This window comes from Priestia sp. J2 (genome assembly GCF_020790095.1).
Taxonomy (GTDB): domain Bacteria; phylum Bacillota; class Bacilli; order Bacillales; family Bacillaceae_H; genus Priestia; species Priestia zanthoxyli.
Map to the genome: position 1 here is coordinate 452,501 of NZ_CP086208.1, position 18,462 is coordinate 470,962.

The window sequence follows — 18,462 nt, forward strand, 5'->3', positions numbered from 1 at the left end:
TTATAAACACTTGTTTAGGTTATGATATAAGATAGTGATGCAGATTAATCAGGAGGTTTTTTATGTTACAAAGTAATATTCAAACTTATATTGAAAAAGAAATGAACGTTCAAGGTCAATCTTTATCTCTATATCAAGAAGAAAAGGAATATGCGTTGCAAAAAGAGTTGGTGCCGCAAAACCTGATGATAGAAGAAAAAGAGGCATCTTCACGTTTTAAAGATTCTTATATCGAAAGAGTAGATAAAGAAACGGACGAGCTGATCGCAGAAGAATCTCCTCTTTCGTTTTTAGATACTCCTCTTTCTTACTTAAAAGAACACAGAAGTGAATTTCTATATGTAGAATCAAAATGGTTTGAATTTATTAAGCTTGATGGATGTTCTTTTGAAGTGGATGATGTGTTTGGCACATATAAAGTATTAACGGGGTTACATATGCAAAAAAAATTCGGTTCTGTACTAAAACAATTTTTTGCTAAAGAGCTTAATGAAAGCCCAACAAGCGTCCAGCTTTTATTTAATGATAAAGATGGATTATGGGATGTGAATATTGAGTTAGATGCTATAAAAGAGTTTGATGAAAAAATGTCAATAGGTGAAGCTCTTGTTCTTACATATCGCTTTTTCTTTCATCTAGTGGAGTATGTAGAGAACGAAAAAGCTTAAAAATGATGATTACTTTTACTATAAAGATGCTGGGACAAAAGCAGTTTAGTTAACGTTGAACACGAACTATCTATCAAAAATAGATAGTTCGTGTTTTTTAATGGTCATGGTGAACGTAGGTTTCAGTATGAGGTGCTTCTAGCTGTTGGTTGGAGGGCAAGGCTCCATCGTCCGCTCGCGGAAAGCGAAGCCTTGCACGTAAAGCAACAGCGGCGGAACAAGCATCCCAGGTTATTTATCCGGGTTGTTCGTCTTTAGATTGCATTCATTTCGTTATGGCCCAATCTCTTTTTTGATAGGTGATACATAATGAATGTTAAGTGAAGCTGGAAATATATTTACATCTCTATGTTTTTATGGAATGATAAAGAGTATCTTTACATATATGACTGATATGGGTGAAGAACAACTATCAGGAATCTTTCTAGTTTTTTGAGAAAGCAGCCTACATATTAGCTGTTAATAGTACTCCGAGCAAGAAAGCTTCCGTAGGATGAAGTATAATATATACATACAGGAACAATTTTTAACTCTATAAAAAATGTCTGCTGACGTATGGGATTATAAATAAAGAGGGGATGTTCATGTTATTAAGAAAAATAAAGTCTGAAGAATTGGCAGAAGTCTATCAAATGGGATATGCGGCATGGCCTAAAGGCAGGACGTACAAAGAGTATGTTAGAGATAATCAAAAAGAAGAAACATATGGAATTCGGTATGTATATGTAAATGAAGAGAATCAAATTATTGGTTCATTTATTTTGCTTCTTTTACAAACTCCTCGATTAAAGTTTGCTTTGCATGGTATTGGGTCCGTTGTTGTTCATCAGCTTTATCAACGAATGGGGTATGGCCGAGATATGCTTGAAGACTTTTTTAAAAAGATGAAGATAGAGAAGCGCAGCGCTATTTTTATGCTTTATAGCGATATTCTTCCTGAATATTATCATCAGTTTGGGTTTAAGGAGCTCCCTTCTCATTTACAGCGTTATCCTCAATCCATTGCTATGGTAAATTGCAGCGAGTCACAATATGAATACTTAAGTAAGCAATCCATAGAAGACATACCGGCCTATTTTTAAAAGGTATGTCTTTTTTATAGTATTTATCGACACAATCGTTTACAATTTTATGTAAGCGTTTTCTTTATTTGGAGATGAATGATTTTATTTGTCCTCATAACTGTAGGCAAATCGTGCAGTCAATATAAATTTTATTACATAAAACCTTGCTATCATCTTACTAGTAACTCTTATTCATTTCCATACCATACCGATATGTACGTTTGCTGCTAAGTATAACCATATCAATATAAGGAGGAAGCAGGAAGATGAAACGATTATTTATAGCAGGGATGATTTTTATGCTTTTTTTATCTTTAGGTGCTGTATCTTCTTCAGCCGCAGGAAGTTTTACCTCTAAAACATATAACGGAAGAACATACAAACTGTACGTACCTAGCAGTTATCAGGGAGGTGCTGCCTTACCTCTAGTAGTTATGCTACATGGCTGTACTCAAGACCCTGATCAATTTGCAGCAGGAACACAAATGAATGCACTGGCAGAAACAGAGAAGTTCTTTGTCCTCTATCCAGAACAGCCCTCTTCTGCTAATTCAAATAAGTGTTGGAACTGGTTTGATACTGCTCATCAATCAAGGGGAAGCGGTGAACCAGCGTTAATTGCTGGAATGGTCAATCAAATAAAAAGCAGTTATTCAATAGATGCCGACCAAGTCTTTGTTGGAGGGCTATCTGCTGGTGCAGCTATGAGTGTTATTATGGGAGCTACTTATCCAGACATATTTGCGGCTATCAGCGTTGGGGCGGGCTTAGAATATAAAGCAGCCACTAGTGTAACAGGTGCTTATACAGCAATGAGCAGTGGAGGTCCTAATCCTATCCAACAAGGAGATTTAGCCTATTCAGCCATGGGAGAGCATAAGCGAGTGGTTCCGGTTATTTTGTTTCATGGGACAGCTGACTACACTGTTGCCCCTATAAATGCGCATCAAATACTATCGCAATGGGCTCAAACAAATGATAGAGCGTCTGATGGACTGGATAATAACAATATTGATGATACGGCAGATCAAACTTTACCAGGTACAGTATCTGGTGGAAGAAGCTATACGCAATATATTTACAAAGATACAGCAGGAAAAACAGTAATGGAAAAGTACATGATAGAAGGAATGGGACATGCTTGGTCAGGGGGAAGTACATCCGGTTCTTATACAGATCCTAAAGGGCCAAATGCAACTAAATTAAGTTGGAACTTTTTTAAAAATCATCCGAAGAATGGTGACGCTTCTAATCCAGGAGATATATCCCCGCCGGTTACAGCTGCTTCACCAGCGGGAGGAACGTATGGAAGTTCTGTTTCTGTCACATTATCACCCAATGAACCTGCCACCACTTACTATACATTAGATGGAAGTACACCAACTGTTAATTCTCTAAAGTATTCTGAGCCTATTAGCATCAACTCTAGCAAAACAATAAAATTTTTTAGTGTAGACGCTGCGGGTAATCAAGAGGGAGTAAAGACGGAAGTTTATCAAATTTCTGGAACTTCAGAGAAATCCTCAGTATTTTCTTCGCTTGCTGCTGAAGATGGATTTATCGGAAATTTATCAGCTGACGGTATGAGTAGTTCTATTCATAAAATTGGGGATAAGGGAATGTACAATACCGACACATACCGAACCATTTTATCTTTTGATACAAGCTCTTTACCTGATGATGCAAGTATTACGGATGTATCTTTGAAAATTTATCGCAAATCTTCAACTGGTAATATTTCATCTTTGAAAGGCGATATTAAAAGCGGTGTATTTGGAACTAGCAGTGCTTTAGAACAAATAGATTACCAGGCCTCACCATCTATTTCAGCGGCCTTCCAAATGTCAGTGCCTTCACTCGATAATGGATATACAACTATTCAACTTCCTTCCTCACTTTTGGGATATATGAATAGGAACGGCAAAACTCAGTTTCGCTTGTCAAGCTCAGGTTCAGCGGACTTTTTAAGTGACGTAGTTGAAATTTATGGGGGCGACAATCCTGCATATGCTCCAACTTTAACTGTTTCATATAAGTAAAAAAACCTTCTAAAAGCAGTTAGCTTTTAGAAGGTTTTTTTTTGCTGATAAGTTACTTTTATCACCGAATACAACTCCAACTTTTTATAGAGTTTTCTTCAAATTTTGACATGATTTTGATGAAATTTAATCATTATTCAAAAATGAATTGTCAGAAATATTACAAGAAAATGTTTAAAATTAATTAAATCCGTAATAAAAGTAAAATATTCCTGTAATGGAAGTGAAATGAACAGGTGGTATCATTCAGTCATTGAGTAAATAAGGAGGTATTCGGAAAATGAAGAAATTTGTATTTACTCTAGGGACAACGGCAATTCTTTCAGCAGGATTTGTAGGTGCAGCATCTGCCTCTACAAGCGGAACGTATGAAGTACAAAAAGGTGACACTTTATGGAAAATCGCTCAAAATCATAATGTGAGCGTAGACGAGCTAAAAGATGCTAATAACTTAACATCAACACTAATTTATCCAAATCAGACACTAAACTTATCTAGCATAAAAGAAATCGTACATACTGTAAAACGTGGTGACACTTTGTGGTCAATCGGTCAACATTATGGCGTAACAGTAGAAGAAATTAAAGAATGGAACGGTTTAACATCAGACTTAGTTTTCCCTGGAGAACAATTTAAAATTAAAGCGGCACAAGCAGCTCAATCTCAAACAGCTAGTGCGCCAGTAGCAAAGGCAGCTCCACAAGTGCAGCAGTCTCAAACGGCACAAGCTCAGCAAGAACAAGCAGCCCAAGAGCAAGCACAAAAAGAACAAGAGCAAGCTCAAGTAGCAGCCCAAGAGCAAGCACAAAAAGAACAAGAGCAAGCTCAAGCAGCAGCCCAAGAGCAAGCACAAAAAGAACAAGAGCAAGCTCAAGTAGCAGCACAAGAACAAGCACAAAAAGAACAAGAGCAAGCTCAAGTAGCAGCACAAGAACAAGCACAAAAAGAACAAGAGCAAGCTCAAGCAGCAGCACAAGCACAGGCAGCCCAAGAGCAAGCGCAAAAAGAACAAGAGCAAGCTCAAGCAGCAGCACAAGCACAGGCAGCCCAAGAGCAAGCGCAAAAAGAACAAGAGCAAGCTCAAGCAGCAGCACAAGCACAGGCAGCCCAAGAGCAGGCACAAAAAGAACAAGCAGCTCAACAGCAACAACAACAAGCTCAGCAACAACAGCAGTCTCAACAGCAAGCTAGCGGCAAGTCTATGACTGTTGAAGCAACAGCTTATACAGCTAACTGTGCTGGATGCAGTGGTACGACAGCTACTGGAGTAAATTTAAAATCAAATCCAAATCAACGAGTAATTGCGGTTGATCCTAGCGTTATTCCATTAGGTTCAAAAGTATACGTTGAAGGTTATGGTCAAGCTGTAGCGGCAGATACGGGTGGCGCAATTAAAGGAAATCGAATTGACGTATTCGTTTCTTCAGATAGTGCTGCACAAGACTGGGGCAGAAGATCAGTTAAAATTACAGTTATCGACTAATACTAGTCTTATAGAATAGAAGTAAGAAGAGATGTCTTTTAGAAGACATCTCTTTTTTTATGCTTAAAATAAACGTTTGAAAAAAATAGGTCGGGGCATACTGAAATTTATAGTAGGAATTAGTTTGTTATATTAGTAATTATTTCTTAATTTATATACAATGTTTGAGTGTCTTAAAAAGCTTAAATTATGTCAGGAGTATAGAAATATGAAATTTTATAAAAAAATAGCATTACTAATAGTGCTGGGTGTGATCGCAGGATTCTCGTATCTAGGCTATCAGGGATTATTTCGGCACGACGATCATTTGAACACGTCTGATCATAATCCTTTATCTTCTTCTAAACAGAAGCAAAATAGCATAGAAGTTGTTGGGAACCCCGAATCCATTGCCGTGCTAGTAAATAAGCAAAATCTTCTTCCTGATCACTATGAACCCGCTGACCTTGTATACCCAGACGTTCGGTTTATATTTAAAGAAAAAATTGAAAAGCGACAAATGCGTACAGAAGCAGCAAAAGCGTTAGAAAGAATGTTTTCAGCTGCTGAACGAGAAGGGATTTACCTAGCCGGTGTTTCCGCTTATCGTTCTCAAATTCGCCAGGAATCTCTTTATCAAGCGTACATAAAGCAAGATGGAGAAGCGGCAGCCAGTCATTATAGCGCCCATCCAGGCAGCAGTGAGCATCAGACTGGTTTAAGTATAGATGTATCAAGCAGCACAGGTAAGTGTGCGGCTCAAGATTGTTTTAAAGATACTCCTGAAGCCAAATGGATTGAAAGAAATTCATATAAATATGGATACATTGTTCGCTATCCAGAGGGAAAGCAGCAGATTACAGGTTATAAATATGAGCCGTGGCATATACGATTTGTCGGAAAAGAACTCGCCTCTAAAGTGTATAAAAAAGGAATTACGTTAGAAGAATATTATAATGACTACATGCAAGTTGATAATCCAGTTCAATAAAAAAGAAGAGTTATATAAACTCTTCTTTTTTTGTATTGCTGGAATATACCCTTACTTTAAAAGTTGGAACGAGGGAAAGATGTAGAGATGAACCACGGGATGCTATATCCTATGCCTTACTAGTAAAAGAGTTATCGCTTATAAATTATAATGAATTTTGTGATAAAGAATACTCATGTTCGTTTTCATTTCCCTTCACATATTCTACAAAAAAGGGAGGTGAAAGAAAATGAGTTTTTACGGAGGTTATGGATACGGAGCAGGTCACGGAAGTAGCTTTGCGTTAATCGTTGTGCTATTTATTTTACTAATCATCATCGGTGCTTCATGGGCAGGGCACTATTAATAAGGTGTCCATAAATAAACTCCCTTGAAATAATTCAAGGGAGTTATCTATTTTTATCTATAACTAGGTAACTGTAAGTACGAAGTGCTTACATATCCTTTAAAGCCGTTGTATTCTACAAAAGCCCAATCAAATGAAAGCTTGTTATCTTTTGAGTAGCCCCAAGCTAAGAAGCTGACGCTTTTTCCTCTAGGAACAGTTGTTACAACTTTGTTGCTTGTGCTAGGCCCTGTGCGTAAATTAAGGTTAGCAGCTGTATGAACAATAGTAGGGACTTTCATTAAATAGGAAGTACTGATATATCCGGTGCCGCCAATTATTTTAATGGCAGCCCAGTCTGCATTTACAAACTTGACTACTTCAATTTGATCTTTTTTTCTTAATGTATCAAGAATCTTTCCCTGAGTGCTAGGTTTTGAACGTATATTGAGTACGTTTGCTGTCACTTCATATACGCTGAACGGTGCGTTTATTTTTTCTGCTGCACTTGCTGTTTGCTCGTGAGTGAATGGCAGTGTTCCAGATAGAGATGAAAAAGTAAAGCCAGCTGCTAATGCAAAAACCGATATAGATTTTGTAATTGTCTTCATGCGAATATCCAACTCCTTAGTGAAATAGGTTATATCTTTTTCTATAACACTAAGAATAAAGAATACTTGTTTCTAAATTGTTACCAACATGCATCCTAGTTGTAAATTTACGAAAGGTCTGTAAAAAGGTTTATTTCACAGACCTTTTAATAGCGCTATTGTTACTCACCCTCGCGATCTTCCGTTGATTTATGAAAAGAAAAATATACAAAAATTGATAATACTGTCCCATAAATGCTCCACAAAGCTAAAGCAAAAATAAATTCTTTCTGCAGGCAATAAATAATGGTTAAAGCAACTAGTGCAATAAAACTTATTAAAATGGTCTTTTTCATAAGCACCCCGCCTATTTAGTTTAATTACTCTATACGCTTTTTGATCGTGCTTTACCCTATAATTATTCGGTCATTGCGCTAAAGATGAAAGGAAAAAGTTAAACAAAGCCGAACTTATAATAAAAAGAGAGATGCAGGAGGATACGTATGTTAAAACAACATGTACTAGAAGATATACAAAAGCTACAGTCTATTTGCCAACAAGAAGAAAAAATAGAGCTGAAGCTGAATTTTGACATGTTACGAAGTCGAAAACAAAATGAAGTTAACGATTTTTTTTATTATGAAAATAATCAGCTTGTTGGATTTATTGGTCTTTATGGGTTTGGGAATACAGTAGAAATATGCGGAATGGTCGATCCTAGCTATCGCCGAAAAAAGATTTTTTCAAAGCTGTTTTCTCAAGCTTTACATATGTGTAAGAAGCGTGAGTATACAGAGATTTTATTAAATGCTCCTGGCGATTCGATTTCAGGCAGGGGGTTCTTAAAGAAGATTCCATGTTCATTTACTTTTTCAGAATATCAAATGAAGTGGGTGAAAAAAGAATTAGAAGATGATAATCCCTTTGTTACACTTCGCTCTTCCCGATTAGATACCGATATGAAAATGGAAATGCAAGTTAATATGGAATGCTTTGGTATGTCTTTAACAGAAGCAGCTGCTTATTATGAGCAAATGAAAACGGAAGAACAGCAAAATCATTTTATCGTAGAGTACAATAGTCAGGCGGTTGGAAAGTTAAGGGTATCTTATGATAAAAGCGAAGCATGGATTTATGGATTTGGTATTTTACCTTCCTATCAAAAATTAGGAATAGGAAAGGCTGCTTTAAAACAAGTCGTTTTACAGCAGCATCAGCTAGGATATGATGTATTTCTTGAGGTTGAAGCAAAAAACAAACGCGCTTTGCAACTTTACGAAACATGCGGCTTCGATTCATATCACGTGCAGGATTATTACGTATACAGCTTGTAGATAAAAAACACGGAAATCTTAGATTTTCGTGTTTTTTATTTACATATTAGATGATATGTGATTTTTTGAGTAAATAATGAGAAAGTAGAGAAAAAGTGATATGCCCGTTGATAAAAACAGGGAAGGCCATACAAATAAGATCGGAGCACTGCAAGCAAGGATACACGTAAGAATACCTCCAATAAATGCTTTTCTAAATAATTGATAAGCCATATACCCCAGGCTAATACTGACAAATACATTGATGAGGCTAAGAAAAATAAACGAAAAAAACAAATTATCTCCCCCCTTGTTTTTAATACACAATAAAAAGAAATATTTCACATGTTTAGTGTAGCAAAAAAGAAAAAACAATAAAATTTGGATCCTAAAGATGAAAAAGGAAGCCATCTGTGTTATGTATAGTAAAGTGAATGAGAACGTTAAAAAAGGGAATGAGTTAATAAAGCGATATAATAGAAAGAAAGGAGTAAAAGGATGGAATTTGCCCATATCTTTACACTAAGTGTATCTGTTGTAACAGCTATTAATATTTTATTAGCCGGTATTCTTATTTTCATTGAACGAAGAGATATAGGATCTACATGGGCGTGGCTTCTTATTTTATTTTTTATACCAATTGTCGGTTTTATTGTATATCTATTCTTTGGAAGACAGCTAAAACAGAAAAACTTTTATAAATTGTCATCTGATGAGCGGGAATATTTAAGATCTTCAGTGGAAGAGCAATTAAAAGAGCTTAAAGCGACCCATGAATATCGAAATGATTTATTAATCCAACATAATAAACTGCTGTTCACTAATTTAAATTCTTCTAAGTCACTTGTGCGCATCGACAACGAAATTGATATCTTTAGTGACGGTAATCAAAAATTTGAGGCATTGTTTGAGGATATTCGAAATGCTAAAAAAGAAATTAATATTCAATATTATATTATTCAACGAGATAATCTTGGGAAAAAATTAAGAGATGAGCTAACAAAAAAAGCAAAAGAAGGCATAAAGGTTCGCGTTCTTTATGATGAAGTAGGATCTAGAAAAATGACGCCATCATTCTTTAAGGAGCTTATTTCATATGGCGGCGAAGCACAGGCATTTTTCCCTTCAATTCTTCGCTTAATTAATTTTCGGATTAACAATCGAAATCATCGAAAGCTTTGTATTATCGATGGTGAAGTAGCATACATAGGAGGATTTAACGTAGGAGATGAATATTTAGGGTTAGATCCAAAAATGGGTTATTGGAGAGACACTCATTTTCGCATTAAAGGAGAGTCAGTGAACGATATTCAAGGGCGATTCATTTTAGATTGGCATCAAGCAACAAAGCAGCCAATTGAACTGGAACAATTTTTGCATCGTACAGAAACTCATTCTGGAACAGTTCCTGTACAAATTGTAGCAAGCGGTCCCAATTCGACTACCCAGCACCTGAAAAACATGTATATCTCATTGATTATGTCGGCCAAAGAAAGTGTATACCTTCAAACGCCTTACTTTATTCCTGACGCAAGCTTTATGGATGCTTGTAAAATTGCTTTATTATCTGGAGTAGAGATTCATATTATGATTCCAAACAAACCTGATCATCCTTTTGTTTATTGGGCTACGTGGTCTCATGTAGGGGAACTGCTGGCATACGGTGCGAATATTTATCTCTATGAAAAAGGCTTTTTGCATGCTAAAACGATTGTAGTAGATAATGAAGTGTCTTCTGTAGGAACGACGAATATCGATCCGCGAAGTTTCAGCCTTAATTTTGAAGTGAATGCAGTTGTATATGACCAGACTATTTCCAAAAAGTTGCAGAACCTGTTTCTTGAAGATGTGCAATGCAGTTCAAAATTAACGTTTGAACGATATAAAGAGCGCTCTCTTCTTATAAAATTTAAAGAAGCGGTATCTCGCTTACTGTCACCAATTTTATAATAAAAATCATTGATATCATGAAACAGACTTGAATTTTTAGATTCAGGTCTGTTGTTTTATTGGTTTCTCCTTGTAAGGAGAGCTAGAGATAAAGTTAAAAAGTTTTACCAAAAAATCCAAGGGTATTAATACTATAACAAGCTAAAAAATGATAATACCTAGGAGGAATAGAAAATGACAAAAAATGTAGTAGGTACGTATGATTCAGAAGAGGCCGTTATTACAGCGATTCGAAATTTAAAAACACAGGGATATCCGGACAGTGCACTTTCTGTTTTGACAAACAGTGGTCCGCATCATGAAAATACAGAAGTGATTGAGCGTTCTGCAGGAATCGATGTGCAAACAGTTGATACAGATCAACACTCAAAGCACCATCAATCCTTTATGGAGAAAATAAAAAATGCTTTTACTTCGTCTGAAGAAAAAATGGATCAAGATGTTAATCGAATCGAAAATCAATTAACCGAATATGGTGTACCTGCTGCGGAAGCTTCCTCGTATGTATCTGATCTTAAAAACGGAAAAGTTTTGCTGATGGTAGATGCAGTTGAGCATGATAAACACAATTCAGCTCTAGGACAAACCGTGACACCTGCTGAAAAATCAGCTGACCCAATGAATGAAAAAATGTTATACGGCAATCACGAAAATAAAATAAGGTAATGTTGAAGGAACTAAATAAGATAATAAAAGACTGCGTTCTTAAATAAAAGCTAGTTAACGAAAGGAAGGGGACCAATGAGAAATCTAGAAAAAACGGAATATGAACTTGACTATTTGAAACAGCAGCAAGAAGTTAATCAAGAGCTCATCAAAGTTTCACAGTCTCTTGTCGCTACGTTAAAACAGTATGAAGAAGAACCGGCCAATACAGAAGTGTTAGCTGTAATCGCTGATTTAGAAGGTCAGCAAGAACAGCTCAAAGCAAAGACCGAAAAGATATCTGAAGAGCTTGCACATTTATAAAGTGAGATAAAAGAAGTTCCTATAAAAGGAACTTCTTTTTATGTTTTATTATACACAGTCTATTGTGAGAGAAAGAGAATCTTATATAACCGGATGTGAACGTTATGGGGGTAGTGATTTTGTTTTAGATACGTATAGATGAGAAGGAACGCGATAAGACATTATATAAAAATGGGAAAAAGGAAGAACGGTCATTCGCTCTTCCTCCAGCCGTATTGCTTATGATAGTGATTTAGAAACGTCCGCCGCCAAGTTGCTGTTCAGCCATTTGCACAAGGCGTTTTGTGATTTCTCCGCCTACTGAGCCGTTTGCGCGTGCAGTTGTGTCAGGACCAAGAGTTACGCCAAATTCGCTAGCGATCTCATACTTCATTTGATCGATTGCTTGTTGAGCACCGTGTACTGCTAATTCGTTGCTGCTCTTATTTCTGCTGTTTGCCATCATAATCAACTCCTTTTATAAGGTTAAGATTATGATTTGATTAATAGATAGTTTTTATACATAAAATAAAAAAATTTTTTCAAGGACTTATAGAATATGCTTATTGGAATATAGTTACAAAGTTTTCCACTAGGTAACGGAAAATAATTATGTGTAGAAAGAGAGAGAGGTCACGTAAAATAGAACACAAGTAAGTAAGCGGTTACATAATGATCGAGATAGAAAGAGAATTTTAATATTCCTATTCTATTTAAAAGGGGAGATTTTCTATGTATCAAAGGTTAAAAAATTCTGTACTATTGGCTATTACATTGAGTTTAGCAATTGGCATTGTACTCTCTTATGAGAAAGAAGCGCTAGCGAAGCAGACGCACGAAAAAGCTACATCCTATCGTACAGTGACAGAGATTTATGATTGGGGAGCGGCGATCACAAAAATTATTATTGACTTAGGTGAACCTGTTCCAACTAATTCACTTACAAAAGAAACGTTTAAGGTGCATGTGGCTCGAAGTGATAGTCGATTAAAACCGTCTTTATTGGAACAAGGAGATCGTACAATAAAAAAAGCCTATATATCCGATAAAGATGGACAACCAGCCGTACACACTGGAAAATATGCAGTTTTAGAAATGGAAGTTGGACCAGCTGTTTCATTAGGAGCACCACTAAATTATGATGAATATGGTACAGGGTTAAATGCATGGATAGACAGTCAATACACCATTACTCAGCAAAAAGACATGATAACAAATAAAGGAAAATTGTCAGGGCTTGTAGTGAAACAGTTTGCGGGAGAGGAAAAAGAACTCGTAGATGATTTTACAATTAAAAAAGGTATATATCATAATATAGAATTAGCATACGCAAGTCATGCTCCGGCAAAGGATAAGAAAAAGAATCCATTAATCATTTGGCTACATGGTGGAGGAGAAGGAGGAACAGATGCAACAATTCCCTTATCTGCCAATAAAGCTGTTAGTTTTATCACAAAAGAAACTCAGGCTTATTTTGAAGGTGCCTACGTTTTAGTACCGCAAGCGCCAACAAAATGGATGGATGGTTATATCGGTGAAGCGGATGGAACTTCTATTTATAAAGAATCACTGATGGCACTAATTCAAGAATATGTTGCTAAAAATCCTGATATTGATCCCAATAGAATCTATATCGGAGGAGCATCTAACGGCGGATATATGACTATGCTTATGATTCGTGATTATCCAAACTATTTTGCAGCAGCATTTCCAGTATGTGAAGGACTAAATGATAGATTAATTACGGATCAAGATCTTGAAAAGATGAAAGAAACGCCTATTTGGTTCGTAGCCGCTAAAAATGATACGGTTCTTCCACCAACGATTAACACTCTTCCAACTTATGAACGTTTGGTGAAAAGCCATGCAAATAATGCTTATTTATCACTATTTGAAGATGTGCATGACACCACGGGTTTATACAAAAATAATGATGGTTCGCCCTATCAGTATAACGGGCATTCATCTTGGATATATCTGTATAATAATGAACCCAACGCTAAAATAAATGGAGCTACAACAACCATAATGGAATGGATGAGCAAGCAATCGTTGAACAACAATTAATCATTTATAAAAAAGCTGTTTCAAGTAGAGCAGCTTTTTTATGTCTCTTTTAAAGCTAAAGCATATATCTAAAATAAACGATTGAATACTTTCGTGATAAAATAAGGAAAGAGATCACGAAGAAAGGAACAGTGAAAGTGAAACCAACCATTTACGATGTTGCGAAAAAAGCAGGGGTATCGATAGCCACTGTATCCAAAGTAATCAATCAGACAGGCCGTATTAGTGAAAAAACGATAAAAAAAGTAAATGAAGTAATGATGGAATTAGATTATCAGCCTAGCAGTGTTGCAGCTGCGTTAACTGGGAAAAAGACATACACAATTGGCGTGCTAGTTCCTGACATCTCTAATCCTTTTTTCGCAGAGGTAGCAAGAGCTTTTGAGAATAGTGCCAGAGCAGCGGGATACACGCTTTTTTTATGCAGTACGGATCATCAAACAGAACGTGAGCATGAATACATAGATCTTTTATTCAAAAAGCAAGTAGATGGAATTATTATCGCAACCGAACTAAATGATACGAAGCTAGTAAAGAAAATTGTGAAGCATGATGTACCACTTGTATTGTTTTCAGTTGATCATCCTTCTATCTCAACGCATGTAGTGACAATTGATAACGTTCGCGGAGGATATATCGCAGGTACGTATTTAATAGAAAAAGGTCATCAATCGGTAACGATTATCACTGAAAAAGATAGAAAAAGCAGTGAGGGGCGATTAGCAGGATTTAAACAAGCGCTCACAGAGGCAAATTTATCACTAGAAAATCAGTCCATTATCAGCTGTTATTCAACAGTAGAAGATAGCAGAAGAGCAAGTAAACAGCTGCTTTCTTTGCCTAATAGGCCGACAGCAGTCTTTGCATGTACGGACTTAATTGGAATATCCCTCATAAATGAGGCAAGAAAGCAGGGGCTTTCAATTCCAGGAGATCTGTCGGTAATTGGATTTGATAATACAATTTATGCGGATATTGCTGAGCCTGGTTTGACAACGATTGAACAACCTATTTCGCAGATGGCAACTAGTACGTTCGAACAGCTGTTAAAGTCTATGAAAAAAGAAGAGCATGCAAAGCAGCGAATAACAATTATTCCAGAACTAGTAGAACGTGCGTCGGTAAAAAAGCTATAAAACAGAGAAAAGAAAAAGCTGCATGTGCCCAGGCACATGCAGCTTTTTTACTTAATAATATTTATAGAGAGACCGGATTTTTGACTTCGTTTATTGTTTCGCCTTTGACTGTTGTTTCTGTTGGAATTGTAAGGAAACCCGTTAAAAAAGCTCCAAAGAAATATAGGCAAGCAAAGATCCAGATTACGCCGCCCGTGCCTAAAAGACCTATGAAAATAGTTACAATTAAAGGGCCTACAAAAGCAGAAAGTCCAGATCCTAAATTCAATACGGACATCGCAGCTCCTTTATTCTCCGGAGCTAAGGAAGGCACTAATGCTGTAAGAGGGACATATCCTGCTAGTGTTGCACCGTAACAGCATGCGACAATCATCATTACCCAATAATTATGTCCTACGAATTGAGGTACATAGTAAAGAGCGAGTGTTACAATTCCGCATCCTACTCCACCAAACCATTTGATTGTATTTACCCAGCCAAATTTATCTCCAACAATACCAAAAATAATATTAAAAGCCATATTCACAAAAAACAGAGTGCCCCAGATTTGAAGCCATTCGCTCATTGTGAAATCGTGTTTCATCATATAGGTTGGCAAGAAGACAACAAATCCAAATTGAGCAGCGGAGTTAATAATCTTTACAACTCCACCGATCCCTACTTTAGGGTTCTCAAATGCAATTGTAATCCCTTTCATTAATTCTTTTGTTTTGTTATCGCTTACTTTTTGAACGGTAAATCTGTCTTTATTCATGATAATTGAAAAGATTCCGCCGATCAAAACAAAAAGTAAACCACTCCACAAGGTAGCAATTTCGCCGATTTTAGGAACCATGTAACTGGAATAAAAAGCTCCGATTACGCTTAAACCAAGCTGGAAGACAAACCAAAACCAGCCTACTGCTTTTGAAAGCATTTCCTGGGGCGTGCGGTAAGACACCCAGACCAAGAATGAGTAAGCAAATAAAGGGTAGCCAAATCCTCTAAGAGCATAACAAATTAATATAATTGTGTAATTCATAATATGAAGTCCTATACCTATAAATCCAATTGAACCAATAATAAAGGATATCAAGCCGAATGCCATTGCTTTTCTAGGACCCCACAGCTGAACCAGTACGCCGGAGAACCAGGAAGAAATAGAGACCGTAATACCGTAAACGGTAAAAAGTAAAGCAGCATGTTCAATGGTTAAACCTCTTTCTACAAGATAAGGAGATAACCATCCTTGTTCTAAGCCATCGCCAATCATAAAAACAATAATACCTATGTATCCCCACGTTAAATGAGAAGGGATCCCAATCCTGTCAAGAGCTGTTTTTCTGGAAATAAATTCATTCATTTTTCCACACCACCAGATCGATTATTTTGTTGAAAACATCAAACTAATTTGGTTAAGCGCTTAATCTATTTGATAAAAAGTATACGCTTACATTTTTTAAACGTCAATTAAAATTTTAAATATATCTAATTTTCAATTAAATTATTTCAACAGTGGAAATAGTAGTAGATAAGATTATAATAACTTGCCCTTATTATAAGAATACTTAAATATAGAGAATTCCCTTAATTTTAAGCATAAATAGATAAAAATAAGGTTTTTCATACTGTACAATCAGATGAATAAAAAACAAATATTCTAAATAATCTATAAAAAATGTTGCATTTCAAAAAACAGTATGTATAATTGGAAATAGGAAAGCGCTTAACCTAAAAATAGGTTTGAGCGAATGTTTTCTTAACTTTTAATTAAAGGGGAAAATAAGATGGGGATTCTTACAATTGGAATAATTGGTGCTGGACGAATAGGTAAATTACATGTTGATAATTTAAAATTAATGCCGCAAATAAAAATTAAAGCGGTTTCAGACGTAGTGGTAGATCATTTGCACGAGTGGGCTGCAAGTAAAGGAATTTCAACGTTAACAACAAATTATCAAGATTTATTAGCAGATTCAGAAATTGATGCCGTTTTCATTTGTTCGCCAACGAATACGCACGCATCGATTATTGAAGAAGCTGCTCGAGCGAAAAAGCATATTTTCTGTGAAAAGCCCGTTAGTTTTTCAGTAGAAGAAACAATCCAAGCGTTAGAAGTAGTAAAAGAACACGGCGTACAGCTTCAAGTTGGCTTTAACCGACGATTTGATCCCAACTTTAAAAAAGTGCATGATCTTGTACAGCAGGGAGAAGTAGGGCAGCCGCACATTTTAAAAATCACCTCCAGAGATCCTCAGCCTCCGAGTCCAGAATACGTCCGCGCTTCAGGAGGATTGTTCATGGATATGATGATTCATGATTTTGATATGGCTCGTTATGTAATGGACAGTGAAGTAATTGAAGTATCGGCTTACGGGACGACGCTCATCGATCCTGCTATTGAAGAAGCAGGGGATATAGATACGGCAATTGTGTCATTAAAATTTGCAAACGGAGCTTTAGGCGTGATTGATAACAGTCGTCAAGCTGTCTACGGTTACGACCAGCGCCTTGAAGTTTTTGGTGAAAAAGGTTCCGCTACTGCTGATAATTGCCGTCCAACTACAGTAGAAATATCAACAGGCGAAAGTGTAGTGAAAGAGAAGCCGCTATATTTCTTCCTTGAACGCTATACACAAGCATATATAGATGAAGTAACACAGTTTGCAAGTGCAATTATGGAAAATCAAAGCGTAATTTGTACAGGTAACGATGGATTACAGGCAGAACGAATTGCTAAAGCAGCAAAAAAATCTTTACTATCAGGGCAGCCAGTGAAGATTGAACATAAAAAATACGCAGTGAATTAATGATAGAAATGTGGGCTGAAAGAGAATATCTTGCTCTTTTCGCCTTTTTAGGAAAGCGCTTAACTAAGGAGGAGTAAAGATGAATCCGCTTGTTTTTAAAGAAAATCGTGAGTTAGATTTTATCGCTATCGGTCGCTTATGTATTGATTTAAATGCAAATGAAACACAGCGTCCAATGGAAGAGACTAAAACATTCACTAAATATGTAGGAGGCTCTCCAGCTAATATTGCGATTGGAGCAGCAAGGCTAGGCTTAAAAACCGGTTTTATCGGAAAAGTATCAGATGATCAAATGGGCCGCTTCATTACTGGGTATCTTCAAAAAAATAAGATTAATACAGATAGTATTGCTGTCGATAAAACAGGGGCTGTAACGGGGCTTGCTTTTACGGAAATCAAGAGCCCTACAGATTGCAGCATCTTAATGTATCGAGATAACGTAGCGGATTTAAAACTAGATCCTACAGAAGTATCAGAAGAATATATTAAGAAGTCAAAGGCTCTTTTAATATCTGGAACCGCTCTTGCACAAAGTCCTTCTCGTGAAGCTGTATTTCTAGCATTAGAATACGCACGCAAGCATGAAGTTGTAGTGTTTTTTGATATTGACTATCGTCCATATACATGGGAATCGGAAGCTGAAACGGCAGTCTATTTTAATTTAGCTGCTGAAAAATCAGATGTGATTATTGGTACGCGAGAAGAGTTTGACATGATGGAAAAACTTTTAAATTATGAAGAATCTAATGATCAAGTAACAGCAGAGCGCTGGTTTTCTCACCATGCTCAAATCGTCGTGATTAAGCATGGTGGAGAAGGCTCTATTGCCTATACAAGAGATGGTAAGTCTCACCGTGGAGGAATATTTAAAACAAAAGTTCTGAAAACGTTTGGTGCTGGTGATTCCTATGCTTCAGCCTTTATTTATGGATTGATGCAAGGACTGGAAATTCCACAGGCAATGCGATTGGGGGGTGCCTCCGCTTCGATTGTCATTTCAAGACACAGCTGTTCAGATGCTATGCCGACAAGCGTTGAGCTCTTCAACTTTATGGAGACAGCAACTGAAGTTTTGCAGGAAGCCTAATAAACAAAGGGAAAATCTTGAGAGATTAAAGGA

Annotated in this window: 18 protein-coding genes; 14 read left to right on the top strand and 4 right to left on the bottom strand. The window is 36.6% G+C overall.

Annotated features, from left to right (window positions below; translation table 11 throughout):
- The first annotated feature begins 62 nt into the window (after positions 1-62).
- The 6 genes from LJY09_RS02415 to LJY09_RS02445 all read left to right on the top strand — a co-directional run bounded on the left by LJY09_RS02415 (position 63) and on the right by LJY09_RS02445 (position 6,570).
- Positions 63-668, top strand: a complete 606-nt coding sequence (locus LJY09_RS02415) for a hypothetical protein (RefSeq protein WP_028412728.1) — start codon at positions 63-65, stop codon at positions 666-668.
- A 584-nt stretch (positions 669-1,252) separates the two neighbouring features.
- Positions 1,253-1,750, top strand: a complete 498-nt coding sequence (locus tag LJY09_RS02420) for a GNAT family N-acetyltransferase (protein WP_013055206.1) — start codon at positions 1,253-1,255, stop codon at positions 1,748-1,750.
- A gap of 248 nt (positions 1,751-1,998) precedes the next feature.
- Positions 1,999-3,771, top strand: a complete 1,773-nt coding sequence (locus tag LJY09_RS02425) for an extracellular catalytic domain type 1 short-chain-length polyhydroxyalkanoate depolymerase (RefSeq protein ID WP_028412729.1) — start codon at positions 1,999-2,001, stop codon at positions 3,769-3,771.
- Positions 3,772-4,051: 280 nt separating this feature from the next.
- Positions 4,052-5,254, top strand: a complete 1,203-nt coding sequence (locus LJY09_RS27765; protein WP_275953741.1) for a 3D domain-containing protein — start codon at positions 4,052-4,054, stop codon at positions 5,252-5,254.
- Positions 5,255-5,462: 208 nt separating this feature from the next.
- Positions 5,463-6,224 (top strand): M15 family metallopeptidase, encoded by a 762-nt coding sequence (locus tag LJY09_RS02440; protein WP_028414360.1) that lies wholly within the window; start codon positions 5,463-5,465, stop codon positions 6,222-6,224.
- Between the two features lie 229 nt (positions 6,225-6,453).
- Complete coding sequence (locus tag LJY09_RS02445; protein WP_155010634.1) at positions 6,454-6,570, top strand: YjcZ family sporulation protein; 117 nt, start codon at positions 6,454-6,456, stop codon at positions 6,568-6,570.
- A 53-nt stretch (positions 6,571-6,623) separates the two neighbouring features.
- On the opposite strand, the gene LJY09_RS02450 is transcribed toward LJY09_RS02445, so the two are convergent.
- Entirely contained in the window at positions 6,624-7,160 is a 537-nt protein-coding gene (locus tag LJY09_RS02450) for an SH3 domain-containing protein (RefSeq protein ID WP_028414359.1), read from the bottom strand.
- Positions 7,161-7,321: 161 nt separating this feature from the next.
- Entirely contained in the window at positions 7,322-7,495 is a 174-nt protein-coding gene (locus LJY09_RS02455) for a hypothetical protein (protein WP_165573906.1), read from the bottom strand.
- A gap of 147 nt (positions 7,496-7,642) precedes the next feature.
- Between LJY09_RS02455 and LJY09_RS02460 the strand changes: the two genes are divergently transcribed.
- From LJY09_RS02460 to LJY09_RS02475, 4 genes are all read left to right on the top strand, one after another.
- On the top strand, positions 7,643-8,473 hold the full coding sequence (locus tag LJY09_RS02460) for a GNAT family N-acetyltransferase (RefSeq protein WP_228307473.1): 831 nt from the start codon (positions 7,643-7,645) through the stop codon (positions 8,471-8,473).
- A gap of 477 nt (positions 8,474-8,950) precedes the next feature.
- Positions 8,951-10,402: a cardiolipin synthase gene (cls, locus tag LJY09_RS02465; RefSeq protein ID WP_155010635.1), complete on the top strand. Its 1,452-nt coding sequence runs from the start codon at positions 8,951-8,953 to the stop codon at positions 10,400-10,402.
- 174 nt (positions 10,403-10,576) lie between these two features.
- The gene (locus LJY09_RS02470; protein ID WP_047751706.1) at positions 10,577-11,068 is read left to right on the top strand and encodes a YflT domain-containing protein; all 492 of its coding nucleotides are present in this window, start codon (positions 10,577-10,579) and stop codon (positions 11,066-11,068) included.
- A 75-nt stretch (positions 11,069-11,143) separates the two neighbouring features.
- A complete protein-coding gene (locus LJY09_RS02475; protein ID WP_155010636.1) occupies positions 11,144-11,371 on the top strand; it encodes a hypothetical protein in 228 nt (75 codons plus the stop codon).
- A 232-nt stretch (positions 11,372-11,603) separates the two neighbouring features.
- On the opposite strand, the gene LJY09_RS02480 is transcribed toward LJY09_RS02475, so the two are convergent.
- Positions 11,604-11,813, bottom strand: coding sequence for an alpha/beta-type small acid-soluble spore protein (locus LJY09_RS02480; RefSeq protein WP_016762907.1), 210 nt, complete (start codon positions 11,811-11,813; stop codon positions 11,604-11,606).
- A 269-nt stretch (positions 11,814-12,082) separates the two neighbouring features.
- Between LJY09_RS02480 and LJY09_RS02485 the strand changes: the two genes are divergently transcribed.
- Both LJY09_RS02485 and LJY09_RS02490 read left to right on the top strand, forming a co-directional pair.
- A complete protein-coding gene (locus tag LJY09_RS02485) occupies positions 12,083-13,417 on the top strand; it encodes a prolyl oligopeptidase family serine peptidase (RefSeq protein WP_155010637.1) in 1,335 nt (444 codons plus the stop codon).
- Positions 13,418-13,554: 137 nt separating this feature from the next.
- Entirely contained in the window at positions 13,555-14,553 is a 999-nt protein-coding gene (locus LJY09_RS02490) for a LacI family DNA-binding transcriptional regulator (protein ID WP_028414353.1), read from the top strand.
- Positions 14,554-14,614: 61 nt separating this feature from the next.
- Here LJY09_RS02490 and LJY09_RS02495 read toward each other — a convergent pair whose 3' ends face one another.
- On the bottom strand, positions 14,615-15,895 hold the full coding sequence (locus LJY09_RS02495; protein WP_033580688.1) for an MFS transporter: 1,281 nt from the start codon (positions 15,893-15,895) through the stop codon (positions 14,615-14,617).
- 424 nt (positions 15,896-16,319) lie between these two features.
- On the opposite strand from LJY09_RS02495, the gene iolG reads away from it, so the two are divergent.
- Together iolG and iolC are read left to right on the top strand one after the other, a co-directional pair.
- A complete protein-coding gene (gene iolG, locus LJY09_RS02500) occupies positions 16,320-17,342 on the top strand; it encodes an inositol 2-dehydrogenase (protein WP_155010638.1) in 1,023 nt (340 codons plus the stop codon).
- A gap of 79 nt (positions 17,343-17,421) precedes the next feature.
- Entirely contained in the window at positions 17,422-18,429 is a 1,008-nt protein-coding gene (gene iolC / locus LJY09_RS02505) for a 5-dehydro-2-deoxygluconokinase (protein WP_033580687.1), read from the top strand.
- Positions 18,430-18,462: the final 33 nt, after the last annotated feature.